The 25,731-nt window shown below is 69.0% G+C and carries 23 protein-coding genes and 1 riboswitch; of the genes, 13 read left to right on the forward strand and 10 right to left on the reverse strand.

Translation table 11 applies throughout. The annotated features are described in order from the left end of the window. Positions 1–452 precede the first annotated feature (452 nt). Entirely contained in the window at positions 453–1,673 is a 1,221-nt protein-coding gene (gene zigA, locus MKK63_RS04305; protein WP_243999021.1) for a zinc metallochaperone GTPase ZigA, read from the reverse strand. Between the two features lie 184 nt (positions 1,674–1,857). Here zigA and MKK63_RS04310 point away from each other — a divergent pair, with 184 nt between their 5' ends. Continuing rightward, on the forward strand, positions 1,858–4,002 hold the full coding sequence (locus MKK63_RS04310; protein WP_243999023.1) for a TonB-dependent receptor: 2,145 nt from the start codon (positions 1,858–1,860) through the stop codon (positions 4,000–4,002). A gap of 111 nt (positions 4,003–4,113) precedes the next feature. On the opposite strand, the gene MKK63_RS04315 is transcribed toward MKK63_RS04310, so the two are convergent. Both MKK63_RS04315 and MKK63_RS04320 read right to left on the reverse strand, forming a co-directional pair. Then, positions 4,114–4,602: a DUF302 domain-containing protein gene (locus MKK63_RS04315; RefSeq protein WP_243999025.1), complete on the reverse strand. Its 489-nt coding sequence runs from the start codon at positions 4,600–4,602 to the stop codon at positions 4,114–4,116. An 86-nt stretch (positions 4,603–4,688) separates the two neighbouring features. Next, the gene (locus MKK63_RS04320; RefSeq protein ID WP_243999027.1) at positions 4,689–5,606 is read right to left on the reverse strand and encodes an alpha/beta fold hydrolase; all 918 of its coding nucleotides are present in this window, start codon (positions 5,604–5,606) and stop codon (positions 4,689–4,691) included. Between the two features lie 131 nt (positions 5,607–5,737). On the opposite strand from MKK63_RS04320, the gene MKK63_RS04325 reads away from it, so the two are divergent. After that, positions 5,738–6,724, forward strand: coding sequence for a GlxA family transcriptional regulator (locus MKK63_RS04325; protein WP_243999029.1), 987 nt, complete (start codon positions 5,738–5,740; stop codon positions 6,722–6,724). 69 nt (positions 6,725–6,793) lie between these two features. Here the strand turns inward: MKK63_RS04325 and MKK63_RS04330 are convergent, their stop codons facing one another. Then, positions 6,794–8,254, reverse strand: a complete 1,461-nt coding sequence (locus MKK63_RS04330; protein ID WP_243999031.1) for a PepSY domain-containing protein — start codon at positions 8,252–8,254, stop codon at positions 6,794–6,796. Next, the gene (locus tag MKK63_RS04335) at positions 8,248–10,434 is read right to left on the reverse strand and encodes a TonB-dependent receptor (protein ID WP_243999032.1); all 2,187 of its coding nucleotides are present in this window, start codon (positions 10,432–10,434) and stop codon (positions 8,248–8,250) included. Before MKK63_RS04335 ends, MKK63_RS04330 begins: the two co-directional genes overlap by 7 nt. 274 nt (positions 10,435–10,708) lie before the next feature. Next, positions 10,709–10,906, reverse strand: a riboswitch (cobalamin riboswitch). Between the two features lie 537 nt (positions 10,907–11,443). Here MKK63_RS04335 and MKK63_RS04340 point away from each other — a divergent pair. The 3 genes from MKK63_RS04340 to MKK63_RS04350 all read left to right on the forward strand — a co-directional run bounded on the left by MKK63_RS04340 (position 11,444) and on the right by MKK63_RS04350 (position 14,255). Beyond that, positions 11,444–11,782 carry a HigA family addiction module antitoxin gene (locus MKK63_RS04340; RefSeq protein WP_243999034.1) on the forward strand — a complete coding sequence of 113 codons (339 nt, stop codon included), beginning with the start codon at positions 11,444–11,446 and terminating at the stop codon, positions 11,780–11,782. A gap of 494 nt (positions 11,783–12,276) precedes the next feature. Next, positions 12,277–12,693 carry a HigA family addiction module antitoxin gene (locus MKK63_RS04345; protein WP_243999036.1) on the forward strand — a complete coding sequence of 139 codons (417 nt, stop codon included), beginning with the start codon at positions 12,277–12,279 and terminating at the stop codon, positions 12,691–12,693. Between the two features lie 170 nt (positions 12,694–12,863). Then, positions 12,864–14,255 carry an RluA family pseudouridine synthase gene (locus tag MKK63_RS04350; protein WP_243999038.1) on the forward strand — a complete coding sequence of 464 codons (1,392 nt, stop codon included), beginning with the start codon at positions 12,864–12,866 and terminating at the stop codon, positions 14,253–14,255. On the opposite strand, the gene MKK63_RS04355 is transcribed toward MKK63_RS04350, so the two are convergent. After that, positions 14,222–14,935 (reverse strand): alpha/beta fold hydrolase, encoded by a 714-nt coding sequence (locus MKK63_RS04355; protein WP_243999040.1) that lies wholly within the window; start codon positions 14,933–14,935, stop codon positions 14,222–14,224. The genes MKK63_RS04350 and MKK63_RS04355 overlap by 34 nt on opposite strands. Positions 14,936–15,138: 203 nt before the next feature. Between MKK63_RS04355 and MKK63_RS04360 the strand changes: the two genes are divergently transcribed. From MKK63_RS04360 to MKK63_RS04375, 4 genes are all read left to right on the forward strand, one after another. Further along, the gene (locus MKK63_RS04360) at positions 15,139–15,549 is read left to right on the forward strand and encodes a hypothetical protein (RefSeq protein WP_243999042.1); all 411 of its coding nucleotides are present in this window, start codon (positions 15,139–15,141) and stop codon (positions 15,547–15,549) included. Between the two features lie 58 nt (positions 15,550–15,607). Further along, entirely contained in the window at positions 15,608–16,273 is a 666-nt protein-coding gene (locus MKK63_RS04365; RefSeq protein WP_243999044.1) for an HAD-IA family hydrolase, read from the forward strand. Between the two features lie 46 nt (positions 16,274–16,319). Further along, the gene (locus tag MKK63_RS04370; protein ID WP_243999045.1) at positions 16,320–17,111 is read left to right on the forward strand and encodes an ATP12 family chaperone protein; all 792 of its coding nucleotides are present in this window, start codon (positions 16,320–16,322) and stop codon (positions 17,109–17,111) included. Positions 17,112–17,239: 128 nt separating this feature from the next. Continuing rightward, a complete protein-coding gene (locus MKK63_RS04375) occupies positions 17,240–17,575 on the forward strand; it encodes a hypothetical protein (RefSeq protein WP_243999047.1) in 336 nt (111 codons plus the stop codon). Here the strand turns inward: MKK63_RS04375 and MKK63_RS04380 are convergent. Then, positions 17,548–18,039, reverse strand: coding sequence for a glutathione peroxidase (locus MKK63_RS04380; RefSeq protein ID WP_243999048.1), 492 nt, complete (start codon positions 18,037–18,039; stop codon positions 17,548–17,550). The two genes, MKK63_RS04375 and MKK63_RS04380, sit on opposite strands and share 28 nt — an antisense overlap. 228 nt (positions 18,040–18,267) lie before the next feature. Here MKK63_RS04380 and MKK63_RS04385 point away from each other — a divergent pair, with 228 nt between their 5' ends. Further along, positions 18,268–18,528: a DUF6894 family protein gene (locus MKK63_RS04385; RefSeq protein ID WP_243999050.1), complete on the forward strand. Its 261-nt coding sequence runs from the start codon at positions 18,268–18,270 to the stop codon at positions 18,526–18,528. A gap of 41 nt (positions 18,529–18,569) precedes the next feature. On the opposite strand, the gene MKK63_RS04390 is transcribed toward MKK63_RS04385, so the two are convergent. Next, positions 18,570–19,103 carry a hypothetical protein gene (locus MKK63_RS04390; protein WP_243999052.1) on the reverse strand — a complete coding sequence of 178 codons (534 nt, stop codon included), beginning with the start codon at positions 19,101–19,103 and terminating at the stop codon, positions 18,570–18,572. A 120-nt stretch (positions 19,104–19,223) separates the two neighbouring features. Between MKK63_RS04390 and MKK63_RS04395 the strand changes: the two genes are divergently transcribed. Further along, positions 19,224–20,612 (forward strand): aminotransferase, encoded by a 1,389-nt coding sequence (locus tag MKK63_RS04395; protein WP_243999054.1) that lies wholly within the window; start codon positions 19,224–19,226, stop codon positions 20,610–20,612. Positions 20,613–20,830: 218 nt separating this feature from the next. Here MKK63_RS04395 and MKK63_RS04400 read toward each other — a convergent pair whose 3' ends face one another. Continuing rightward, positions 20,831–22,153: an HlyC/CorC family transporter gene (locus MKK63_RS04400; RefSeq protein WP_243999056.1), complete on the reverse strand. Its 1,323-nt coding sequence runs from the start codon at positions 22,151–22,153 to the stop codon at positions 20,831–20,833. 60 nt (positions 22,154–22,213) lie between these two features. Then, positions 22,214–23,644: a hypothetical protein gene (locus tag MKK63_RS04405; protein ID WP_243999057.1), complete on the reverse strand. Its 1,431-nt coding sequence runs from the start codon at positions 23,642–23,644 to the stop codon at positions 22,214–22,216. Positions 23,645–24,016: 372 nt separating this feature from the next. On the opposite strand from MKK63_RS04405, the gene MKK63_RS04410 reads away from it, so the two are divergent. Both MKK63_RS04410 and MKK63_RS04415 read left to right on the forward strand, forming a co-directional pair. Next, positions 24,017–24,415: a DUF3775 domain-containing protein gene (locus tag MKK63_RS04410; protein WP_243999059.1), complete on the forward strand. Its 399-nt coding sequence runs from the start codon at positions 24,017–24,019 to the stop codon at positions 24,413–24,415. A gap of 18 nt (positions 24,416–24,433) precedes the next feature. Continuing rightward, positions 24,434–25,717: an App1 family protein gene (locus MKK63_RS04415; protein ID WP_243999219.1), complete on the forward strand. Its 1,284-nt coding sequence runs from the start codon at positions 24,434–24,436 to the stop codon at positions 25,715–25,717. The last annotated feature ends 14 nt before the right edge of the window (positions 25,718–25,731 follow it).

A 25,731-nucleotide genomic window follows, 5' to 3' on the forward strand; every position in this document is an offset into this window, starting at 1 on the left:
GCGCGCGGCCTGGCCGAAGCGGCGGGCGCCGCCGGCGAATCCACCGACGTCGATGCCGAGATCGAGGCCGAGGTGGACGACGAGGTCGAGGGTCTGCCGACCTGATCGGCGCTCGCTGGAGCGCAAGGTCCCACGCTTCGCGCGGCCGGATCACGTCCTGGTTTCGAAAGGTCGAGACCCAGCCCGTTTAAGGTGTCTGGGCTAAGCGCAGGTATCCCAGCTAGGGCCCTTCTCAAGCATCAGTAGAGCACGCGTATTTCACCTGCCCCTTGCGGGGAGGGGTCAGGGGTGGGGGTGGTGCAGAAGGCACCGCAGCGCTCGATCCTGAGCCACCGCCACCTCCAACTGCTCCCCGCAAGGGGGAGGAGAGCGCCTCCGGTCGGTATCCCACAGGGCCGAAAACACCTAAAAAGGGCTGGTGCAAAACCCTTCGGGAAGCCGGTGGGAAGGCGTCAAGCGGCGCGGCGCCAGGCCGGGAACGGATCCGACAGGTCGCGGTAGGGCGCGGGGTCGAACGGGCCGGCATCCGCTCCGGTCGCCACGAGGCAGGCATCCAGCGCGGCGGTGAGCGCGGCCTGATCCATGCCCGTTCCGATTAAGACCAATTCCTGGCGCCGGTCGCCCCAGACCTCGCTCCACACATCCTTCAGACGCTCCCGGAACTCGGGGACCTCGGGCCAGCGCTTGCGCGGCACCGCCGACCACCAGAATCCCATGGCGGAGACCCGCGCCACCGCGCCCGCCACGGAAAATTCGCCGACCCAGTCCGGCCGCGTCGCCAGCCAGAAATGGCCCTTGGCCCGGATCAGGCCGGGCCAGGTGGCGTTCACGAAGGCGTTGAAGCGCTCCGGATCGAACGGCCGCCGGGCCCGGTAGACGAAGGAGGAGATGCCGTATTCCTCCGTCTCGGGCACGCGTTCATCCGCGCCGTACAACTCCTTGAACCAGAGCGGGTGCTGCTGCGCCTTCTCCTCGTCGAACAGCCCGGTATCGAGGATCTCAGGCAACGGCGCGCGCCCATGGTCGGTCTCGACGATCCGGGCGTCGCCGTTCAGGCCACGCACCACGGAGCGGACCAGGGCGCGGTGCTCATCCGTGACGTCCTGCGCCTTGTTGATCACCACCACGTCGGCGAACTCGATCTGCTCCACCAGCAGGTCCACGAGGGTGCGGGTATCCTCCGCGCCCGCGGTCTCGCCGCGCTCGCGCAGGAACTCGGCCGAGCCGTAATCCTTGAGCAGGTTCACGGCGTCGACCACCGTGACCATCGTGTCGAGCCGGGCGAGGTCCGAGAGGGAGCGGCCTTCTTCGTCGCGGAACGAGAAGGTGGAGGCGATCGGCAGCGGCTCGGCGATGCCGGTGCCCTCGATCAGCAGGTAGTCGAACCGGCCCGCTTCCGACAGGCGGCGCACCTCCGCGAGCAGATCGTCGCGCAGGGTGCAGCAGATGCAGCCGTTGGTCATCTCGACGAGCGTCTCGTCGGTCCGCGACAGGTCGGCGCCGCCCGCGCGGACGAGGTCGGCGTCGATATTCACCTCGCTCATGTCGTTGACGATCACCGCCACCCGGCGGCCGTCTCGATTGTTGAGCACATGGTTGAGCAGCGTCGTCTTCCCGGCGCCGAGGAAGCCGGACAGGACGGTGACGGGAAGGCGGCGATCGGGCTGTGTCATCGTGCTAGAGCAATGTTATAGCGTTTCAAAGTCAAGGCCGATGGGAGCGGTCGCGCGCGACCAAGGCGCAGCCATGTTGCAATGATGTAACGTTCGGGGAGCGTCGCGATCGGGCTGGCGATACGCCCTTGCGCCAGCGGCGCATCCGGCAACAATGAAACATTATAACACTCCGTGAGTCTCGATGTCTCCTTCGCGTCGCTCCCGCCTTCTCGCCAGCACGATCCTGCCGTCGACCTTCTGCACGGTTCTGCTGACTGCCTCTTCGGCGCAGGCGCAGCAGGCCGTCGCCCTGGATGAGATCAGCGTCACCAGCCCGAGCCCGATTCAGCCGACGCGGGCGGCGGTCGCGGCCGATGCCGCGGTTCCGGTCGGCGTGCTCCCGGTGGCGACCAACACGTTCTCACCGGTCACCGTGATCACGCAGGACCAGATCGCCCGCGACCAGCCCCGGACGCTGGGCGACGCCCTATTCGACCGGCCCGGCATCTCCGGCACGAGCTACGCGCCGGGCGCGGCGTCCCGGCCGATCATCCGCGGTCTCGACAATGCCCGTGTGCGGATTCAGGAGAACGGCATCGTCAACGGCGGCGTGTCGGATCTCGGCGAGGACCACGCGGTGCCGGTGAACCCGCTGGTCGCCGACCGGATCGAGGTGATCCGCGGACCCGCGACCCTGCGCTACGGTTCCGGCGCCATCGGCGGTGTGGTTTCGGCCGACAACAATCGGGTGCCGACCTTCATTCCGACCAACGGCATCCAGGGTCAGGTGACCAGCGGCTTTTCCAGCGTGGACAACGGTCGCCTCGGGGCGGCCACGGTGGATGCGGGCGGCGACGGCATCGCGGTCCACGCCGACGGGTTCAAGACCGGCAACGACAGCTACGCGATCCCCGGCGGGATCCAGCGCAACTCTTACAACGAATCACAGGGCGGCGCGGTCGGCATCTCGGCGATCGGCGACCGCGGCTTCGTGGGCATCTCGTTCAGCCATTACGACGCGGTCTACGCGATTCCCGGCGGGGTGGCCGAGCAGGACCGCACCCGTCTGACGCCCAATCAGGACCGGGTCCTGTCCCGGGGCGAGTACCGTCCGCTCGACGGCCCGTTCGAGGTGATCCGCTACTGGGCGGGCTACTCGGTCTACCGCCACAACGAGGTCGGGATCGGCGAGGACGGAATCGAGGGCGTCCAGGCGATCTTCAAGAATCGCGAGGCCGAGGGGCGCCTGGAACTGCAGCACGTCCCGGTCTTCACGGAACTCGGAAAACTCACCGGCGCGCTGGGCTTCCAGTCGGACCGGCGGGTGATCAACACCCAGCTCGAATCGTTCCTGCCCAAGACCGAGTCCCGCGCCAACGCGGTCTACCTGTTCGAGGAGCTGGAATTGCGCCCGGGCACGCGGCTGCAGGCGGCCGGGCGCTACGAGGTCGACCGGCTGTCGAGCACCGCCGCCCAGTTCCCTGCCGATTACTTGCCGGTGGATGGGCAGGAGCCGTTCCAGTACGCCCGGACCCGGCGCTTCGCCCCCAAGAGCGCCAGCATCGGCGCCCTGCAGGACCTGCCCTACGGTTTCGTGGCGAGCCTGACCGGCTCCTATGTCGAGCGCGGGCCGACGGGCTACGAGCTGTTCTCGCAGGGGCCGCACGACGCCACCGCGACCTTCGAGATCGGCAATCCGGACCTCAAGAAGGAGCGCGCCCGCACGGTGGAGGCCAGCATCCGCCGGGCCGAGGGGCCGTTCCGTCTCGACGCCACCGGCTACTTCACGCGCTATACGGGCTTCATCTACCGCAACTACACCGGGCTCAGCTGCGACGACGATTTCGCCTCCTGCGGCACCGGCACGGAAAACCGGCAGATCGTCTATCAGCAGCAGAACGCCACCTTCTACGGCGCCGAGATCATCGGTCAGTACGACCTCGTGCCGGTGGGCAACGGTTTTGCGGGTATCGAAGGGCAGTTCGACTTCGTCCGCGCCAAGTTCGACGACGGCACCAACGTGCCGCGGATCCCGCCCTACCGGCTCGGCGGCGGCGTCTATCTGCGGGCCGATGGCTGGTTCGCCCGGGTGAACCTGCTCCACGCCTTCAGCCACGACGCGACCGCCGTGTTCGAGACGCCGACCCCCGGCTACGACGATCTGCGCGCCGAGCTGAGCTACACCAAGGCCGTCGATCCGGCGGTCTATGGGGCGAGCGCGATCACCCTCGGAGTGCAGGGCCGGAACCTGCTGAACGACGACATCCGCAACTCCACCTCGTTCAAGAAAGACGAGATCCTGCTGCCGGGGCGGAACGTGCGGGTGTTTTTGACGGCGCGGTTCTGACGGGCCTGCACCAGCCCGGCCGCGCGGCTGCTCGACAGGGGTGATCTGGCGCCCCTGTGCCGTCCCGCGATCAGGTCGGCGCAGCGGACGTCGCGGGAGGACTGGTTCGGCTCAACCCGCGGCGTCCGCAAGAACGGTCCGGAGCCGGTCGTCGAGCTCCCGGGCGACGCTGTCGACCTCGTGGTTCCCGAACTGCCCGAAGGTGGTAGCCGGGCGGTCGTACTCGAACGCGACGCCCCCTTCGGCATCCTCGCGCAGGAGCACCCGGATCGGCGCGTAGAGGGCGGCCGAGAGGACGTGCCGGGTCATCCGCGCAGCCGTCAGCGGATTGCCGATGTCGTACTGGATGGCCTTGCGGATCAGGCCGGCGGTGAGGAGCAGGCCGCCATGGTCCCGGGCCCCGAAGATCGACAAGGGCGCCTGCCGTTCAAGGAGATCGCGTGCCGCGTCCACCTTCCCGTCCTGCAGGAGCTTGGCGTAGGCGTGGTCGAGGGGCGGCACCGACGCCTCCAGGGCGGCCCGCACTGCCTCGTAGGATTTGGGCGAGCGGAGCGTTACGTGATCGATCGCGATCTGTGTCGAGGTGGTCTGCTCGCTCATGGGGTCGGCTCCTGGGTTGGGTTTGACGGGGACGCAGGTCACGGCCGGTCGTCGCGTGTCCGGGTGCGGCCGACGACGGCACGTCGTCAGCGGATCGCCGTGGCCTTCGCCGCCGCCGTCGCCGCCAGGATGATGTCGGCCCAGGTCTGGGAGCGTTCCAGGGCGCTGAAGTGTCCCGTCCGCTCCAGGGTGATGACGTCCGGCGCGGGAACGGCGGCCTCGACGCCGGCACGGTCGCGGAGCGTCGACCAGTCCTTGTCCCCCCAGACGAGCGTGACCGGCGCGGTGATCGCGCGATAGCGGGCGCGGGCGGCGACGAAGCTCGGGAGGGCCCTGAGCAGCGTCCGCGCGGCCTTGCTGTAGCCGGCGCGACCGCCGACCCGTGCGTATTCGTCCAGCAGGTCGGAGGGCAGGCTGCGCGGATCATGGAAGCCGCCGTTCATGATGCCGCCGGTGATGGCCCGGTTCTCCAGCGCTGCGAAGACCGGGCCGACGACCGGCGCCCGCACGCTCTTGATGATGATCGAAGCCAGTAGGTTCGACCGCTCCAGCCCCGGCAGGTAGTCGTAGGTGTTGAAGGCGAAGACCCGCTCGACCGCATCACCGACCTCCGCGGCGAGCGACAGCGACAGCGTCGCTCCGATGGACTCGCCCGCCAGGATCGGACGCTCGATGCCGAGGGTGGCGATGAAATCCTTGAGGGCTGCCCGGAGCGTGGGCTCGTCCTTCGGAGCGTCGGGCTTCAAGTCCGACCAGCCGAAGCCCGGTAGATCGAGGGCGTAGACCGTGAAATGCGGCGACAGCAGCGGGATCACGCGCTGGAACAGGTCGAGTTGGGTGCGCACCGTGTGGGTCAGGACGAGGTTCGGGCCCCGGCCCACCCGGACGTATCGGATGCGGGTCCCATCGCGCAGGGTCGCGACGGCGATCTCACCGCATTTGAGCCAACGGCGGGCGTAATTCTGAGCTTCGAGGCCGAGGGCAGTGGCGACGTGCGCGGTCATGGCAGTCCGGATCCTTCGGCGGGTCTGCGCGGGGTGATGCCCACGCGTGCTGCGATCAAAACTAGACGTCCGCCGGCATATCCCATATGTCGAAGATCCACCTTTTTCGGACATTCGGCTGAGGGGTTTCCATGCCGTCCATCGGCGTTGTGGTGTTCTCCGGCTTCCAGGTCATGAACCTGGCCCCCCTATCGACGTTCGAGTTCGCCAACCTGGAACTCGGTCGCGATTTCTACGACGTGACGTTCCTGTCCGAGGGGGGCGGGCCGGTTCGGACCTCCATGGGGATGGTCATCGAGACCGAGCCCTTCGCAGGCCGGCACTTCGACACGGTCCTCGTCGTGGGCGCGATCAAGGTCGACCCGGCGGCCCCCGGCCTGATCGCGCGGTTGCGCGAGACGGCCTCCACCGCGCGCCGGGTTGCCGCGACCTGTACGGGCGCGTTCCTCCTCGCCGAAGCGGGCCTGCTCGACGGCCGGAAGGCAGCGACCCATTGGGCCCATGCCCGCGACCTGCAACGGCTCTACCCGTCGATCAGGGTCGATGACGACCGCATCTTCGTCTCGGATGGCAACGTCTGGACCTCGGCCGGCATGACGGCGGGGATCGACCTCACGCTGGCCTTGGTCGAGGACGACCTCGGGCCCGAGATCTCGAAGGGGATCGCCCGAAAGCTCGTCGTCTATCACCGCAGGACAGGCGGCCAATCGCAGTTCTCCGCCCTGCTGGAGCTCCAGCCACGGTCCGATCGGGTCCAGAAGGTCCTGGCCTACGCGCGGAGCAACCTCGGGAATGCGCTCTCGGTCGAGGAGCTGGCGGAGGCGGCCCATCTGAGTCCGCGCCAGTTCAGCCGCATCTTCCGGGAGGAAACCGGCCAATCACCCGCGAAGGCCGTCGAGAACCTTCGGCTGGAGGCCGCCCGGACGATGCTGGAGGACGGTCGGCATTCGCTGGACACGGTGGCCCAGGAGACGGGCTTTGCCGACCGGGAACGGATGCGGCGGGCCTTCCTGCGGGCGTTCGGCCAGCCGCCCCAGGTCATCAGACGCCAAGCCCGCCATCTCGCACCACCGCGAGCACTCTCCGCCGAAGTGGTGGCCACCGGTTCGGCGCACTAGAGGGCGTCACGACACGGGCTGAGAGCCGTGCTTCATCGCAACCGCCCCGCGAAGCGTGTGGGATCATCCTCACGCCGAGCGGATCCGGCGCAGCCTGCGCCAGCCCGCCACGATCCCCGTCACCGCGATCCCCGCTGCCAGCAAGTTCAGTACCCACTGGGCCACGTCGTGCAGGGGCCGATTGCCGGTGAGCCCCGGCAGGTCGAGCCGGTGCGCGGCGTCGAACATCCAGCGGTTGATCCGGCCCGAGCGGTCCAGGCGCTGGAGGATCGTGCCGTCCCGGGGATCGACGTGGAGCCATGTGGCGGCTGGATCGCCGAAGCGCAGGCGCAACACCGGAAGCGGCCGCGGATCGGTCCCGTGGGGATACCAGTAGGCGTCGTAGGCCGTCAGCGGGCGGATCGACCGGAGGGGGCCGTCCGCAAAACCGCCCGACGCGGCCGCCGCGATGGTGCGCGCGTCCAGCGTGGCCGCGCCGTCCGCCCCGACCGTTCGGGGGCCGTCCGGCGCCTCGGCGACGATCCACCAGCGTCCGCCGATCGCGGCGAAGCGCAGGGCGCGGGTATTTGACACGGCGAAATCCCGCAGGCGTTGCGGGGCGAGCGCGAGGGCCGGCAAGGATCCGGCATAGGCGGTTCGCAAAGCAGCGGGCGGGCTGGTCGACGCGAACCAGCGGTTCGGGTTCATGGAAATCCAGCCGCTGACGATGAACACGCTCAGCCCGAAACCGCCGGCGAGGCCGAGCAGATGATGCCAGCGCGCGAGCCCGCGATAGGGGGTCACGGCCCCGCCCGCGTAGCGGCGCCGGAGGCGCAGGCGCCAGATCCCGATCGCGCCTCCGCTCAGCGCGCCGAGGGCCGCGAAGCCGGAGAGCCACAGCAGCACCGTCCGCCACAGCTCCGCGCGGGCGCGCAAAGGTGTGAGGTAGATCCAGTGCGTCACCGCGCCGACCCAGTTCCAGCCCCGTTCGAACCGGGTCGTGTCGAGGGCGACTGCGCCGGTCCTTTGCGAGAGGTAGAGTTCGGTCCCCGCCGGGTCGCCGAGGGCGACTTTCAGGAAGGGGCGGAGCGGATCGTACCGCGTCGTGACCGTCCATTGGTCGCGATCGATCGGCTCGACCCGCGCATCCGGAGCCCCGTCGGCCGCGAGATGCCGCGCGTCTGCGGGCGTCAGCGGGCCGAGCCGCACGCCGGTCCGCGCCGAGACCGTTGCGCGGGCGCCATCCTGACCGGCGATCCGGTAGACCGGCTCGGCGCCCTGCATCTCCAGGGCGAAGGCGACGGGTACGCCGCCGAGGCCACCGGCGCCGAGCGCGTCGTCCGGTGAGACCGTGACTCGATCCCAGGCGATCGGCACGAGCCGCCCCAGACGCTCGGCCTCGGTGAGCGTCGGGAACGGCACGTAGAGCATCACCAGCCCGGAGCCGATCCACAGGGCGAAGAACAGCCCGGCGGCGATCCCGGCCCAGCGGTGGAACAGCAGCAGCCAGCGGCGGCCCGCCTTGCCGAGCGGCCGCGACAGCCTCACCACGTCACCGTATAGGCGACCTCGACCGAGCGCGGGCGCCCGAGCAGCCAATTGGTCCCGACCCCGTTCACGGCGTTGCCCGAGATCGCGTAGACCTTGTCGAACAGGTTGTAGACCCGCAGGGACAGGCGCGAATCCGCCGTGACCTGACGGTCGAGCACCACGTTGACGAGATTGTAGGCCGGCCGCCGCGCCGTGTTGCCGAAATCGCTGTAGACCTGGCCGACGTTCTGGAGCCCGACGCGTGCGGTCCAATCGCGTGCGATATCCCAGGTCAGCCAGAGATTGGCGACGCGCTCGGGCACGTCGATCGGCTGGTTTCCGGCATACGAGACGGTGGCGCCGTTCACGCTCTGGTCGAACCGGTCGTATTGCGCGTGCAGGAGCGCGAGGTTGCCGTCGAGCCGCCAGCCCGGGGCGAAGAGCCAGCCGAGGGCCAGCTCGAACCCTTGCGAGGACTGGCTTCCGACCTGCGTGGACAGCGTCGGTTGCCCCGGAATCGCCGAGATCAGGTTATCCTTGACGATCCGGTAGCCGGCGATCGTCCATTCCAGGGCGCCGCCGAAGGCCAGCCCCTTGGCGCCGATCTCGACCTGATCGCCGGTGGCGAGCTGGAAGCCGGCCAGCGACTGGTTCAGCGTGATGAGGCTGTTCACCGGATCGGTCGCGACGCTGTACTGGGCGTAGAGCGCGCTGTCCGGCGTCGGGTTGTAGACGAGGCCGAACCGGTAGCCGAGGGCCCGGTAGGTCTTCTCGAAACGCGAGCCGGTCTGCAGATCCTCCCGGTTCAGCGTCGGCACGTCGAGGCGCACGCCCGTGAGGAACGAGAGTTTTTCCGACAGGATCACGCGGTCCTCGGCGAAGACCGAGGCTTGGTTCGTCTGCGTGGCATAGGCCGGACGAGCCCGACCGTTCTGTGGGAAGAAACCTGGATCGTAGCCGGTGAGCGGCACGCTGGTACTCTGGTCGAAATAGAAGTTGTTGGTGTGGCGGAAATCGATGTGGTTCACATCGAAACCGGCCACGAACTGGTTCGGCAAGCCGAACAGGCTGCCCCGGAACGTCGCGTCGAGCCGGTCCCCGACCTGCTCCTGACTGTGGTAGATCTCGAGGTAGTCGCCCCGGTCCACCAGCCCGGTCCCGCGGCTGTAGGAATACTGCTCGACATCGAGCCAGTGGCGCCGGCTGGTGAGCCGGTAGGCGGTGTTGCGGATCGTGATGTCGGCTGAGGGCGACCACTCGGTCTTGAACTGGGTCCAGTTGTCGGCCCAGGTGATCTTCGCGTCGCGGACGTTGTAGTTGTTGAACCGGATCAGGTCCGGGATCCGGCCTTCGACCAGTGGTGTGCCCCAGTAGCGGGCGGGTTCTTGGTAGCCGAGATCGTGGCTCAGCGTGAAGGCGAGGTCGGTGCTCGGCCGGAACAGCAGTGCAGCCGAGACCGCGAGGTTGCGGAAATCGCCCTCGGGCCGGATCCAGCCGTCGGCGCGGTTGCCGCTGACATTGAGGCGATACGCGAAGGTATCGCCGAACTCCGCCTGCCCGATCCCACCGCCGGAATCGAAGGCGAGCCGCGCCACGCCGTCCGTGCCCACCACGGCGCGGGCGGCGTTGATCGGCACGAAGACCGGCTTCTTCGGCACCACGTTGATGACGCCGCCGATCGCGCCGTCGCCGTAGAGCACCGAGGACGGCCCGCGCAGCACCTCGATCCGCTCGACGTTCCACGTGTCGAACGGGAAGGTCACGGTGTTGGCGCCGACATAGAAGCGCGTGCCGTCGTAGAGCTGCTGGATCGAATTCGGGCCGGCGAACCCGCGGGACGTGAACGCGCCGTTGCCGTTGCCGGGCGCGGCGATCGTGGTGATGCCGGTGGCGTCCTGCGTCACGGCCTCGGCGATCGTGTCCTGGCCGCGCAGCCGCGCCGTCTCGCCCGACACGATGTCGAGGCTGGCGGGCGTTTCCAGCGGCGTCAACCCGAGGCGGCTCGCGGTCCGGTCGCGGGTGCGCAGGTTGAGTCCGGTCGGGCTGGCACGGTTCGGGTCTCCGCCCTCACCCTCCACGGAGAGCTGGTCGAGCGTGACGATCTCCTGCGCGGCGGCTGGGCTCGCGAAGAGAGCGAGGAGGAGGCCGCCATACAGCGGTGCGGGCCGTCCGGAACGGGTGCGAAGCGTCGATGCAGACATGGAGAACGGGATCCTGGCGCGGCCCGCGCTGCCCACATCCTGTACGCATAATGTAATAACATTACAAATGCGCCGCCATTCCCCAGCCCTGGCCGCCATCGGTGCGCGCAGGCGTCCCGGACGGGCAAAAGCAAGGTGGTGATGGCGTGGACGGACATCGAACAGTGTCGCGGTCGCGCTTGCTGTGGCACGTCACCGCGAACGAGGCCGTGTCGACCGTGCTTGGGCACAGGCGGCTCGACACCCGTCAGGACACCCCGCCCGACGCGTTTCGCGTGTGACCACGGCTGACGGCAGGTCTCCTGGCTCACGGGTCGCCGCCCTGACACCGTCTTCCCGGGCCTCGCGACCCAGTGACATGGTGGTGAAGGGCTCGCCGCTTACAGTTGCGGGGGCAGCCGCGGCCTCGGGGCGAGCCCCACACCACGTTCCCTTTTGATCCCCGAAGGGAACCGTCACGGCCGAGCTTGGTCGTTTCGACCCTCAACGTCAAGCTTGTGGATAACGCAGACAACATTTGCTGAGCCGGCGATCGAATTCACCGCCCGCTGTGTGATGACGGTGAGCCGGAATCATGTTCTTCTGACAAAGAATTTCTTCTGGCGGCCTTTGATATGTCCAAGATCTTTCATTTGCCGCCTCTACAAAAAATAGATAAATTCGAGGAATCGTCCTAACTCTCTAAGCTATTTCAGCCGCTGATTGCTTGACTGCCAGTGGAGCGCTTGGTAACTGAGGCGCATCTTGATGATCTGTAAGATGTAATCAGTTATAAAGGGGCAGATCATCAGGCGCTTAACTGCAATCGATCTGCTCAGACTCATGTCCATAATGAGTTTGCTGTTAATCAAAACGCACGATCTTCAACGCGAGCACGCGAGCCGCTAGAATTTTTATCCTTCACGCGCAAGTCACGTTCGGCACTCTGGAAGTGCTGGCTCGCACCTCGAAACGGCAAGCACGTTGGTAAGACTTGGGCATCGCTCGACATAAACTGGGGGATTGAACGATGAATACGGGTTACACATTGGCAAAGCCATTTCACCCCGGCGGCTTCGTCCGCCGCACGATCTTCGAGCCACGCAACCTGACGATCATGGGGGCCGCAGCCACATTGGGGGTGACGCGCCAGGGATTGTCCGATTTTCTCGCCGAGCGGGCCAGTCTGACGGTCGAGATCGCCTTCGAGATCGAGAAGGCCTTCGGTTTCAACGCAGAAGAACTCATGGAGATGCAGACGCGCTTCGACCTCACCCTGTTGCGCCAGCGCTACCGCGCCGCCCAGATGCAGATCGTCGCCAAGCAGGCCTCGCAACCGAGCAGGTCGGGCCGTCGATCGGCCGCCTGACGGCCGCGGATGAGACCCTTCCCGCTGGCAGCCACGTCGCGGATGACGCGGAGTCGTTCCTGAGCAGCATCGAACAGGAACCGCTTCCGCGTCACGCCAGGGCGCGCGTACATTTCAGGGGTGTGTGACGGCAGATCCCGTCGAGCCTGCGCGGGAAGGAACTGGAACGGGATCGGTCCTGCGGGCAAACGGACTGCAACACCGCGCGGGCCGGGCGCATATCTGCGACGAAGCCTTCGATATCAAGATCACGGCGCCTGTATCGTGACACGAGAAACACGCACGTGTTGTCGAAAGGCAATTTTTTGTAAGACGAGATCGGAAAATCTACAAGGTAGAAAGACAATTCAAGGCAAGCACAGATCGACGGGCGGTCATCGATCGGGCCTGATCGTGGAACCTTGCGCAGGGTTCTGCGTAATCATCCGGTCTGCTTCGGAAATCGAGAAATGTCGAAGCTTTCTGAGTTTTGATTTCGGATTCTGGCCCAAAGGATGGGTCGACCGAAAATATATCTCGCGAAAGGCATGCCGATTATGGGCTATCGACTGCAAAATCCCGGTCATCCTGGCGGCTACGTTCTCCGAAACGTGATCGAGCCGCGCGACCTCACCGTCATGGACGCCGCAAGCCTGCTCGACGTGCCGCGTCACGACCTGTTCGACTTCATCAACGAGAAGGCGCCCCTGACCGCGGAGCTGGCGTTCCGTATCGAAACGGTGTTCGGCATCGAGATGGAGACGCTGATGGAGATGCAAAGCCAATTCGATATCGCTGAAGCGCGCAGGCAATTCCAACCGCTCCGGACCGAGCTCGCCGCCAAGGCGAGAGACCCGATGGCCGGATCGGTGCATCCGGCGCCTGAGCCCCCGCAGCAGACGATCATCCGGCGGGGCTTCGCCCGGGCGTAATCCCGGCTGGCCTCGGGTCGGCTGGGTCGTCTCGGAACTCGGCCGCCCGCCTTTGCCGCGGCATGCCCGCGATGCTAGACCGTCCCCTTCCTCGGTGCGCACAATCCCGCGAAGCGGAGGTCGCTGCGCCCGGTTGGTCCGTCCGCAGCGGGGCGGGTTCTGGCAGATTCATGACGACACGATCCCCCTCACGCGGCGGCCCGAAGGGGCGCAGATCCCCGCCCGGTGCGCCTTGGGGCGACGAGCGCGCCCGCACGGGCCCTCGCACCAGCGCCCGCGACGCCGCCGAACGCGCGGCCCGGAACCGGGGCGACGATGCCGGTGCCCGCGACCCCTGGACCGCCGGGACCGCCGACCGCGCGACCCCCGCGGCGAAGAAACCGGCACCCCGCGCCGCGGACGGCGAAGCAAAGGTCGAGGCAAAAGCTCAGGCCGCTCCACGGAAAAGCCCGCCGCGGTCCGCGATCAAGCCCGCCGCACGGCCGAACCCGACGGAGCGGGCCCCTGCCCCGCAGGTCGGCCCGACCCGCCGCGAGCAACGCGCCGCCGCATCCGCGACCCTCGCCTCCGGGGTGCAGACCCTGACGGTCGAGGCGGACGAGGCCGGCATGCGCATCGACCGGTTCCTCACCGCCCGCTTCCCGTTGCTGCCGTTCACCCGGGTGCAGAGCATCGTCCGCAAGGGTGAATTGCGGGTCGACGGCAAGCGCGCCAAGCCCAACGACCGGTTGGAGCCGGGCATGAACGTGCGCGTGCCGCCGCTGCGCCTCGACCAGCCCTCCGAACGGCCGCGCAACCCGGCGCGCGAGCAGGACGACGCCGAGTTCATCCGGTCGCTGATCCTCTACGAGGATGCCGACATGATGATTCTCAACAAGCCGTTCGGCCTCGCGGTCCAGGGCGGATCCGGGACGGTCCGGCACGTCGACGGCCTGCTCGCCGCGTTGACGGGCTCGGACGGCCAGAAGCCCCGTCTCGTCCACCGGCTCGACAAGGACACGGCCGGCTGCCTGATCATCGCCAAGACCCGGCTCGCCGCCGCGACGCTCGCCAAGAGCTTTCGCTCGCGGGCTGCGCGCAAGATCTACTGGGCGCTCTCCGCCGGCGTGCCGCGGGTCCGCCAAGGGCGGGTCTCGACCTACCTCGCCAAGGACGAGCCGACCGACGCCGACGCGCGGATGCGCGTCGCCAAGCACGGCGACGAGGGCGCGAGCCACGCGCTGACCTACTACGCGATGGTCGATCAGGCGGCTCAGAAGCTGTCCTGGCTGTCGTTCAAGCCGGTGACGGGCCGCACCCACCAGTTGCGCGCCCACGCGGCCCATATCGGTCATCCGATCGTCGGCGACCCGAAGTACTTCTCGATCGAGAACTGGGAGCTGCCGGGCGGGATCCAGAACCGCCTGCACCTGCTCGCTCGCCGGATCGTGATCCCGCACCCGCGCACCGGCAAGCCCATCGACGTCAGCGCTCCGCTGCCGCCCCACATGGCCCAGAGCTGGAACCTGCTCGGCTTCGACGCCGCTCGCTACGATCCGATCGTCGAGGCGCCGGAGGCCTGAGACCGCAGCCAGGGCACGATTGCCGCCGCCAGGGCGTCGGGGGCTTCGAGGGGCAGCATGTGCCCCGATCCGTCGATCACCGTCAGGGTCGCGCCGGGGATGCCGTCTCGCAGCTCCCGCGCCTCGTTGCCGCTGCGCAGGGCGTCCTGCGCGGCCGCGACCACCAGGGTCGGGCAGGTGATATGCCCGAGCTGCGCGTGGTCGGACTCGCGGATCTGCCCGGCTTGACGCAGGAAGACCGTGCCGCCGAGCCGGTCGCCCATCGCCCGGATGCGCGCGATCAGGGCCGCATCGCCCGCGCGTGCCGGATGCATCGCTTGCAGGATGGCGCTTCGGCTGAGGCCGGCGAAGCCCTGCCGTTGCACATGGGCGACGGCGGCGGCCTTCCGCTGCGCCTGGGCCGGCGTGTCGGCCCGGGCCGAGGTGGCGATCAGCACGAGGGCGCGCACCCGGTCCGGCACGCTGCGGGCGATCGCGCGGGCCACGTAGCCGCCCATGGAGAAGCCTATCAGCGCGAATCGGTCCGGCGCCGCGGCGATGGCCCGGTCGGCGAGGTCGCGAATCGTGGCGTCCCGGCTCGGATCGCCGTACGTGATCGGACCGACCCGCGCGAGGTCGTCGGCCAGATCGGACCACAGGTCGTGATCGGTCATGAAGCCCGGAAGCAGCAGAAGATTCATCGCAAGATCGTCATCCCGTCGCCGGCTGGGCTCGCGCCCGATCCCATCTCCGGTGGATTTCGCATCACGATCCGGGGGCCTTCCAGGGTACCGTATCGGAGTCAGGTCTTGGCGAGGTCTTGGCAAGCGGAGGCGCCGCCTCATATGCTGCCCCGCGCCGCCGTTCCATCGCGGCTCCGTTCCCCGGCTTGAGACCCTGACGCATGAAGCTCGCGATGCTGGCCTGCCTCGCCGCCCTGTGCCTTGTCGGGCCGATCGCGCATGCCGCCCCGGGCGAGGCGTCCAAGCCGGCCGCCGGCGCGAAGTCGGTCGAGACGCCGACGCCGCATTCGGCCACGATGCCGCATCCGGCCACGGCGCCGGCCGAGGCGGTGCCCGCGCAGGCGCGGCCGGGCACGAGTGCCCGGGTCGAGCGCCGCCGCCGCTCCTACGCGGCCTGCAACCGCGCCTCGCATCAGCGCGGGCTGCGCGGGGGCAAGCGCCGCCGCTTCCTGATCCGCTGCCGGCTCGGCTACGAGCGCACCCGCGGTCAAGCCGGTCAACCTGCAGGGCAAGCTGGCGGGCAGCCGGGCCAGCCCGCCGGGCAGCCGGTGCAGCCGGGCCGGAAGCCATGACTCGGCTTGGCGCCCGCCCCGGCCGATCGGCCGGCCTGCCACAGGCCCGATGCCCACGATGAGGCTCGTGGTCTTCGATGTCGATGGAACGCTCGTCGACAGTCAGCACCTCATCGTCGCGGCGCAGGGGCTCGCTTTCGCGGAGATCGGCTTGCCCGCCCCCGGACGACGGGAGGCCCTGTCGGTGGTGGGCCTCTCGTTGCCGCAGGCGTTCCGCCGCCTCGTCGGCGACGATGGGCCGATCGCCGAACTCTCGGAGAGCTACAAGCTGGCCTACAACCGGCTCCGGCTCGATCCCGCCTACGAGGAGCCGTTGTTCCCCGGCATGGCCGACCTCCTGGCCCGGCTTCGTACCCGCGACGATGTCCTGATCGGCCTGGCCACCGGCAAGTCCCGGCGCGGCGTCGACCGGCTGGTCGCGCATCACGGCTGGGGCGACTGGTTCGTCACCACGCAGAGCGCGGACGACGCACCGTCGAAGCCGGATCCGACCATGCTCCAGCAGGCCATGGACCAGGCCGGCTGCGGGCCTGAGACCACCGTGATGGTCGGCGACACCACCTTCGACATCGCCATGGGCGTCGCCGCCGGGGCCGAATCCGTGGGCGTGGCCTGGGGCTACCACCCGCCCGAGGCGCTCTACGGAGCGGGCGCCGCCATCGTGGTGCCGAGCGCCGGCGCGCTTGAAGCCCGGCTGTTCGACGCTGCGGCGACGCGTCCCTGACCCCGGGAGGCTCGCGCGCCGGCCTGGGAGGGCCTATCTCGCCCCCATGAGCGACGAGACGACAGACTGGCTCGGCCAGCCGCAAGACGACGGGACACCCGATCCGGTGCGGGCCGCCCGCGGCCACGCCAAGCCCGCCCTGCCCCGCCGGTTCTACACGGAAGCCGGCTTCTCGGAGAGTCCGGACGGGTTCCGGCTGACCCTGGACGGGCGACCGGCCAACACGCCGGCCCGCAACCCGCTGCGCCTGCCCACCCGGGCGTTGGCCGCGCGGGTCGCGGCCGAGTGGGCGGCTCAGGAGACGCAGATCGATCCGGCCCGGATGCCCCTGACGCGGCTCGCCAACACGGCCATCGATGGCGTCGCCCCCCGGCTGGACGCGGTTGCAGCCGACCTGTCCGCCTATGCCGGCACCGATCTCGTCGCTTACCGGGCCGGGGACCCGGAGCGGCTGGTGACGGCGCAGGCCGCGGCCTGGGACCCGATCCTCGCCTGGGCGCGGGACACGTTCGGCGCCCGGGTGATCCTGAGCGAGGGCGTGATGCACGTCACCCAGCCGGACGACACCGTGCGCGCACTCTCCGCCGCGGTGCAGGCGGTGACAGAGCCGTTCTGCCTCGCGGGCCTGCACACGCTGACGACGCTGACCGGCTCCCTGCTGATCGCGCTGGCGGTGCTCAGGGGCCGCCTGACGCCGGCCGAGGCCTGGGCGGCCGCCCATGTCGACGAGACCTATCAGGCGGCGGTCTGGGGCCGCGATACCGAGGCGGAGGCGCGTCTTGAAGCGCGCCGCGCCGAATTCGAGGCCGCCGCCGAACTGGTGGCGCTGCAGCGCTGAACGGGCCGGTTCGATCGCGCAGATGCAAACGCGCAACAACCGAAAACTTGCGGGGCGACCGCCGTTCTGTCGGCTGACACCGCGCGGAGACTGATTTAAGGTCCGGGCTCGTCGAATTCGGATCGACCATGTTCATTGCCGGACCCCTGCACTGTGTTTTTGAGCGCGATATCGCTGCGCTCATGGCGCGCATGCAGTCGTGCGATACGCGCCGCGACCGCCATGCCGTCTTCGATGCCCTGGTGGACTTGGAAGATCGCGCGCGCGGCGGAGGGGCTTCGCCCCTGACCTTGCGGAAGATTGCGGAAGTCCGCTTCCTCGTCGGGATCCTGCGCGAGGCGGTGCGTCCCGTTCCCGTCGCGTCCCTGCGGACGGTGCTGTGGATCCGCGGGCTCGGAAACTGCCTGAGACGCAGCGGAGTGGCGCCGGACCAGCCTCACGCCGCCGCGGAGAGCGCCGCCTGAAGTTCCGCCTCCAGGGCGGCCGGCTTCGTACCGGGGGCGTAGCGAGCGACGACGCGGCCGTTGCGCCCCACGAGGAACTTCGTGAAGTTCCACTTCACCGCCCGCGTACCGAGCAGCCCGGGTTTGGCGCGGGTGAGATACGCGAAGAGCGGGTCGGCCTCCGATCCGTTTACCGCAACCTTCGCGAGCACGGGGAAGCTCACGTCGTAGCGCAGGCTGCAGAAGCTCGCGATTTCGGCAGCGTCGCCAGGTTCCTGGGCGCCGAACTGATTGCAGGGGAAGCCCAGGACCGTCAGGCCGGCGTCGCGATGTCGGCGCCACAGCGCTTCCAGGCCCTCGTATTGCGGGGTGAACCCGCAGCGCGAGGCCGTGTTGACGATCAGCAACACCTGGCCGCGATGCTGCGCGAGCGGATAGGGTGATCCGTCGGCGGCGGTGACGCTGAAATCATGCACTGTCGTCATGCCCGATCAGTCGGACAAACCGGGCGCCGCCGCAAGGTCGGCGGCCCGGCCCCGTCGCCGCGGGCCTTGGAGCCCCCGCCGTAGTCGGGCGGAGACATGACTCTAACGTGGATTATAGTCATAGCCCGTTGCTTTGTGTAGAGATCGAATAATCTCTGCGATGAGTACCGGCACGGATGCGGGTGATGGCTGACCGTACCCCCGCCTCGACTTGATTAGGGTACGTCGATGCCGCGCTTTCACTTCCATGTCCATGATGGCTGCTCCGTGCTGGATCCGGAGGGGACCGAGCTGCCGGACGCGCACGCCGCTCGGCTCGAAGCCATCCGGATCGCCGGCGACATCCTGAAGCACGACGCACCTCGAATCGCCCTCGGCGAGGATTGGCGCATCGAGGTCACCGACCATACGGGCCTGATCCTGTTTCAGATGACCTTCCTGGTGATCGAATCGCCCGTGATGCGCCGGGCCGCCGCCCTGGAACGCTGAGCGCAACGCGACGGCGTTTGCCGGGGGACAGGAATTGCCGCTCAGGCCGGCACCTTCTCCACGTCGAAGCTCGGTCCCTGCGGCGTCATCCGTTCCCGCGAGACGATGCGCTCCTGCGCCGAGACCACCCCGAGGCTCACGTCGCGGTCCGGGAGGACGACCGTGGTGGTCTTGTTCACGTGAACCAGCACATGCCGGCGCAGCGGCACCGAGGCCGCGGCCCAGCGCTTGAGCTGCCCATAATAGGGCTCGCGCCGCCACGCATTCGCCTGCCCGGGATCGACCTGCACGTTCATATTGCGGGTGAGCGGATCCAGGGCGAGCACCATCTTGGCGCGATCGGGCTTCCATTCCGGCCCGAGCCAGGTCTCGGTCATCCACAGACAGTAAAAGGCCCGGCAATGATCGGGGCGGGTGGCGTGGATGGCGCAGCCCTGCCCGGCCCGGGTGTGGCGGCACCATTGGCCCGCCACGCTCTCGACCGCCGGTACGTCGTAGACCTTGCAGCAGAGCGTGCAGGCGCCGCAGGCGCGGCCGGGGGCGGGCTGGGCGACGAAGGCTTCGGGTCTGAGCATCGGGTATACAGCGCGTCCGGCATGCATCCGACAACGGCCGGAGGCGGGTCCGCCGGGCTACCTGCCGGTGCATCGGGTCGGTAGTGTGGCGGATCCCCTCGGCACGAGGATCAGCCGCCGATGCTCTCGAATCTCGCGACCCGCGACGTCGAAACCCTGCTCCACCCCTACACCAACCTGTCGACGCATCGACACACCGGTCCGCTGGTGCTGGAGCGCGGCGAGGGCGTCCATGTCTACGACACGGAGGGGCGCGCCTATATCGAGGGCATGTCGGGCCTGTGGTGCACGGCGCTCGGCTACTCGAACGCCGAACTCGTCGAGGCGGCTCAGGTGCAGATGGCGCGGCTGCCGTTCACCCACCTTTTCTCGGGCCGCAGCCACGATCCGGGGATCGAGCTCGCCGAGACGCTCAAGGAACTGATGCCGATCCCGACCTCGAAGATCTTTTTTACGTCCTCGGGTTCGGAGGCCAATGACACCCAAGTCAAGCTGACATGGTACTACAACAACGCGCTCGGCCGGCCGAACAAGAAAAAAATCATCGCGCGGCAGAAGGGCTATCACGGCGTCACGGTGGCGAGCGCCTCGATGACCGGCCTGACGGCCAACCATGCCGATTGGGACCTGCCGCTGCCGGGCTTCCTGCACGTGGCGTGCGCGCACCATTACCGGGGCGCTGAAGCAGGCGAGAACGAGGAGGCCTACTCGGCCCGGCTCGCCGCCGAGCTGGAGGAAACGATCCTGCGCGAGGGTCCCGAGACGGTGGCGGCCTTCATCGCCGAGCCGGTGATGGGCGCGGGCGGCGCGATCGTACCGCCGCGCGGTTACTTCGCGGCGATCCAGGCTGTGCTGGCGAAATACGACGTGCGTTTCATCGCCGACGAGGTGATCTGCGGATTCGGCCGGTGCGGCACGTGGTTCGGCAGCGAGGCGCTCGGCGTCCGGCCGGATTCGATCTCCTTCGCCAAGGCGCTTACCTCGGCCTACATGCCGCTCGGCGGCGTCAGCATCGACGAGCCGCTCTATCAGGCCATGATCAGCCAGAGCGAGAAGCTCGGCACCTTCGGCCACGGCACCACCTATTCAGGGCACCCCGTGGCCGCGGCGGTGGCGCTGAAGGCGATCGAGATCTACCGGCGCGACAAGATCATCGAGGGCGCGGCCGCGAAGGCGCCACACTTCCAGCGCCGGCTCGCGGCGCTGGCCGACCACGCCATCGTGGGTGAGGCCAACGGCATCGGGCTGATCGGCGGGTTGGAGGTCGTCGCCGACAAGGCGAGCAAGCGGCAATACGATCCGAAGAAGGGGGTCGCCGCCCGCTGCGTGGCCTTCGCGCAGGGCGAGGGGCTGATCGTGCGCGCGCTCGCCGGCGACCGGGTCGCCGTCTGCCCGCCGCTGATCATCACGCCGGACGAGATCGACGCCCTGTTCGACCGCCTCGGCCGGGCGCTCGACCGCACCCGCGACTGGATCCGCGCCGAGGGGCTGGAGGCGATGCCGGGATAGCCTCCGGTTTTGGGCCAACCCTTTCCCGGACGCCTGGAACGAACGTGGAAGGTGATCCTGAAACCAGCGCAAGGTCTCTGCGAAGCGCCGATCCGGATCGACCGGTGCCGCTGGCGCGGTGACTCCGGTGCGAAATCCCGGGCGCATGCCGCTGACGGCGCATGCGCCCGGTAAGGGGCGCGCGTCGTGGGAGCGGGCGCCGCTCCCGCACTGCGCGCTCACACCGCGCCGCGCGGCCCCTCGATCTGCCCGGTCACCTGCACCCCCGTCGCCGTCAGCGGCGTGATCCGCAGCGTCGTGATCCGGTTCTTCGCCTTCCGGATCACCTGAAAGCGGAAGCCGTGGAAGTTGAAGGCGTTGCCCTGGTCGGGGATGGTCCGAGCCTCGTGGATCACGAGGCCCGCGATGGTGGTGGCCTCCTCGTCGGGCAGGTTCCAGTCCATCGCCCGGTTGAGGTCGCGGATCGGCACGCCGCCGTCGACGTTGACCGAGCCATCGCCCTGCGGCCGCACCCCGGAGACCGTCACGTCGTGCTCGTCGGCGATCTCGCCGACGATCTCCTCCAGGATGTCCTCCAGGGTCACCAGCCCCATCACCTCGCCGTACTCGTCGACCACCAGGGCGAAGTGGGTCTTCTTGGTCAGAAACGCCTTGAGCTGGGCGCGCAGCGAGGTCGTGCCCGGCACGAACCACGTCTCCAGAGCCAGCGCTTCGACCTTCAGGCCGGATGCGTCACCCCCCGCGGCGTCGAGCGCCCGCAGCAGGTCCTTGGCGTGAAGCACGCCGATGATGTTCTCCGGCGTGCCCCGCCACAGGGGCATCCGCGTGTAGGGCGAGGACAGGACCGCCCGCACGATGTCCTCGGAGGCCTGGTCGGCGTCGATCGCCCGCATCTTGGTGCGGTGGACCATCACGTCGGACACGTTCAGCTCCGACAGGTCGAGGAGGCCGCCGAGCATGTCGCGCTCGGCCTTGGCGACCCCGCCCTCCCGGTGCATCAGCGCCACCTGCCCGCGCAGCTCCTCGGCGGCGGTGAGGATCGACTGGTGCTCGCCGATGGTCACACCGAAGGGCTTCAGCATCAGCCGCACCAGCTGCTCGATGGCGATCGCCAGCGGCCCCATCACGGCCACCGCGAAGGCGACCGGCCGGGCCGTGGCCAGGGCGGTCTGGTCCGGCTTGGAGATCGCGAGCGTCTTCGGCAGCACCTCGGCGAAGACGATGACCAGCACCGACATGCCGACGGTCGCGTAGATCACGCCGCTCTTGCCGAACAGGGCCGTCAGCACGCTGGTGGTGAACGCCGAGGCGCCGATCGCCACGATGTTGTAGCCGATCAGCATGGCGCCGATGAAGCGCTCGCGGATCGCCAGGATGCGGTTGACGATCGCCGCCCGTGGATCGCCCGCCTGCTCCAGCGTGTGCATCCGCGCCCGGGAGGCGGCGGTGAAGGCGGTCTCGGCGCCCGCGAAGAAGGCCGAGAGCAGAAGCGAGATCACCACGATGCTCGCGGCGAACCACAGGTCGATTTCGGTGTCCATCGGTTCCGTCAGGCCAGCCCAGTACGGCGAGTCGGCTGCCCATATAGCGGCTCGCGCGGCTTATTGCGCGTCGGTCCGGCGCACCGTCCACGTCGCCCAGTAGACCGGCCGGCCGTAGAGGCTCGACGTGTCGCGGCCCGACGCCGTGGGGGCGAGCCGGTCGAGCCAGGTCAGGAAGCCGCCTTTGTTGGGGTAGATCGACGGCGTATCGAGGTTCCCTTGTGCGTCCGTCATCCAGAAATGGGCGCTCCGGTCGAACCGGCCGCTGCCGTCGCCCCCCGAGCGCAGGCCGAGATAGGCCGGCGAGCGGCCTGCCTCGATCGGGTCGGCGTAGAGCTTGAGGGCGCCGATCCCGTCGAGATTCATGTCGGCGGTGTATTGCAGGCAGATATCGGCCACCGGGCCGCCCGGGGCGTTGGCCGGCCTCTGGCAGGAGTACGACACCGCCCAGCGCTGCATGCCCTTGGCGCGGGCCACCCGCACGAGGCTCCCCGGCGGCAGCGGACCGGCGAGCTTTTTCGCCACCGACCAGACTTTCGGGCCCGACAGGTCCTGTGCGGTGCGCAGGTAGAGTCCCGTGCGCCGCTTCTCCGGGGCGAGGCCGCAATCCTCGGGCAGCACGTCCGTGTAGACGTAGTGATAGGTGCGATCGACGATGCTGATCGAGCCTGCAAGCCCGTGCGTCTCGAAAGCCGGGGCCGTGCAGGCCGAGGCTACCGGCTTGCCGGTCGCGTCGATCACCGGCGCGGGCGTCGGCGGGTCGCTCCGCCCGCGGCCGGACTTCGTGCCGCCCTTGGGCTCGAACGGCGTCCAGGCGAGCCCGTAGCCGTCGGCGGCGCGGGTGCGGATCTCGAAGCTCTTGAAGTCCAGGGTGCGGGCCTCGATCTGGACCCGGCGCCGGACATCGGCGGGCGCCTCATCGGACTGAGCCCGCCGCCGCCGCTGGCGCGTCGGCACGTCGTCCTGGGCATCGTCCTGGGCGTTGGCCACGCCTACCCGCTCCTGCCCGAGCAGGAACACGTAGCTGTAGGCCTCGCCGGCCCAATCGCGGCCGGCCACCGCGATCGGGTCGCGTGGGCCGATCCCCTCGGCGGCCGGTGTCGGCTCGGACCAGCCGCGGGACTTCGTGCGCTCCTCCGGCAGATCGACCCAGAAGCGGTCGGCCGTGGGCGGCAGCGTCGTGATCAGCGCCTCAACGGTGCGCCCCGTGCGCAGGGACCCGCCGTCCCGACTGTCGATCGCGCGCCGCTCCGGGCAGGGCTCGTCGCGGCGGCTCGCGATCGGGGTCTGGCCCTGAAACAGTGTCTGGATCGGACCGGGCGCCTCGGTTCGGGGAAGCCGCAGGATCTGCACGCCGCGCACGAAGGCGCAGGGCGCGGGCGCGATCAGCACGCCCTCGGCCTCCGAGCCGTCGCGGCAGATCTCCAGGCCCCCGCCGCCGGTGACGTAGCAGCTCGGCGCACTGCCCTCGAAGCCGGCCGGACGGGCCATCGCGCCACCGGGCGCAAGAAGCCCGGAGGCAACCAGCGCGCCGAGGCCGCTCAAGGTCGGGACCAGCGCCCGCTGCCGCCCGGCAATGGGCCGGGAAGAGCAATCATGGACTTGAGATGCGACGCGATCGACGGGCGATATGAGGGCAGTCTTCTGTGAAACCACGTCACTCGCCAGTCTTGATCCGGTCGTCGGAGAAGTCGCGTCGGCTCTAGCCTACGGCCACGGGGCCGGAAAGGGGCGCGGACCACGCATGCACGGTTCGATGAGGCGCGGTTCGATGAGGATGGGGCGAACCCGGCGCCCGCTCGCCCGTTGTCGCCGCTTGAGGGCCCCGCGGGCCCGACCGTTTCAGCGTCCGGAGCACACCGCATGGATATCGCCGTCGAAACCGTCACCGACATTGTCTTCCGGCTGCGCGCCATCGCGGTGAAGGAGGGCGACACCGATCCGGATTCGGGCTCGAACCCGATCGACGACGGCTCCACGGACGTCCTGATCTCCGGCACCGACGATGCCACGGAGGAAGAGGTCCGCGGCATGATCGCCGGGCTCGACGACGATGCCCGCGCGGAGCTGCTGGCGCTGCTCTACATCGGCCGCGGCGACATGGAGCCTGAGGAGTGGGGTGAGGCTGTGCGCTTCGCCCGGGAGCGGGAGGCGGCTGGCGACGGCGCCGTGAAGGAACTGCTGGGCGCGCCCGATGCCGGTGATCTGCTGGAGGAGGGCCTGGATGCGCTGGGGCTGAGCCCCGAGCTGCCTCAGGCCTGATCGACCATGGCGTCCCGCATGGGCGCCCGCGTGCGCAGGGGCGCCGGCAAGGCGCTGCGCGTCCTCGTCCGGCCGGTCCGCCGGGCGCAGGGCCACGGCGGCAAGGGCCGCGGCGGGCTCGTTGTCGAGTCCTATCGCGGCTACGGCTCGCGGGAGGCGATTTTCCTGATCGGGCGGGTCTTTCGCCAATCCCCCGGTATCCCGGGGGAGGATCCGGATTCCCTGCGGGCACAGTGGCGCGACCTGCGCCGCCGCATCGCCCGGCGGACCGTGGCGGGGGCATCCGTATCGGCCCGGTTCGGCGGGGATGCGGTCCGGGTCGAGACCGACCGTGACGGCTATTTCCGCATCCACCTGCATCCGCACGATCCACCGGCGGAGCGGGCCGCGTGGCATCCGGTCGAGCTGGTCCTCGAAAGCGATCCGCCGATCCCGGCCGAGGGCGCGGTGTTCATCCCCCCCGAAAACTGCCGCTGCGTCGTGGTCAGCGATATCGACGACACGGTGATGCGCACCGGCGTCGCCAACAAACTGAAGATGCTCTGGCGGCTGTTCGTGGAGGATGCCGACAGCCGGGTCGCCTTCCCGGGCGTCGCCGCCCTGTACCGCGCCCTGCATGCGGGCGTCGGCGGCGCGGACGGAAATCCGATGCTCTACGTCTCCCGCGCCCCCTGGGGCCTCTACGAGATGCTGTCGGAATTCTTCCAGCGGCACGGCATCCCGGCCGGGCCGGTGCTGTTCTTGCGGGAATGGGGCCTGTCCTGGACCCACCCGCTGCCGCGCCGGGCCACCGACCACAAGCAGGCGGTGATCCGGCACATGCTTGGGCTCTATCGGGACCTGCCCTTCGTCCTGATTGGCGACAGCGGGCAGCACGATCCGGAAGTCTACGCGCAGATCGTCGAGGAGAATCCCGGGCGGGTTCTGGCGGTCTACATCCGCAACGTGTCCCGCGATTCCGGGCGTGTCGAGGAGATCGTCCGCCTCGCCGGTGCGGTCGCCCGGGCGGGGTCCAGCCTCGTGCTCGCCGCCGACAGTGTCGCCATGGCCGAGCACGCCGCCGCGATCGGCCTGATCGCCCGCGAATCCGTGACTGGTGTCGCCGATGAGCACGCCGCTGATGCCGAGACCGGGCCGCGCCGGGAGACCGCCCGGATCACGCCGGATCCCGCCGGACCGACAGCGGAGGCCCCGATCGCACCGGAGGCGATCGCTGAGGCACTGGCAGGCGACGGCGCCGTGCCGGCGACCCTGGTGGTCGAGCCGGACCGCCCGGCCACGCTCCCGCGGCTCGACGCCTGAACGCGCCGCGTATC

The sequence above is a fragment of the Methylobacterium sp. J-088 genome (assembly GCF_022829295.1).
In the GTDB taxonomy this organism is placed as follows: domain Bacteria; phylum Pseudomonadota; class Alphaproteobacteria; order Rhizobiales; family Beijerinckiaceae; genus Methylobacterium.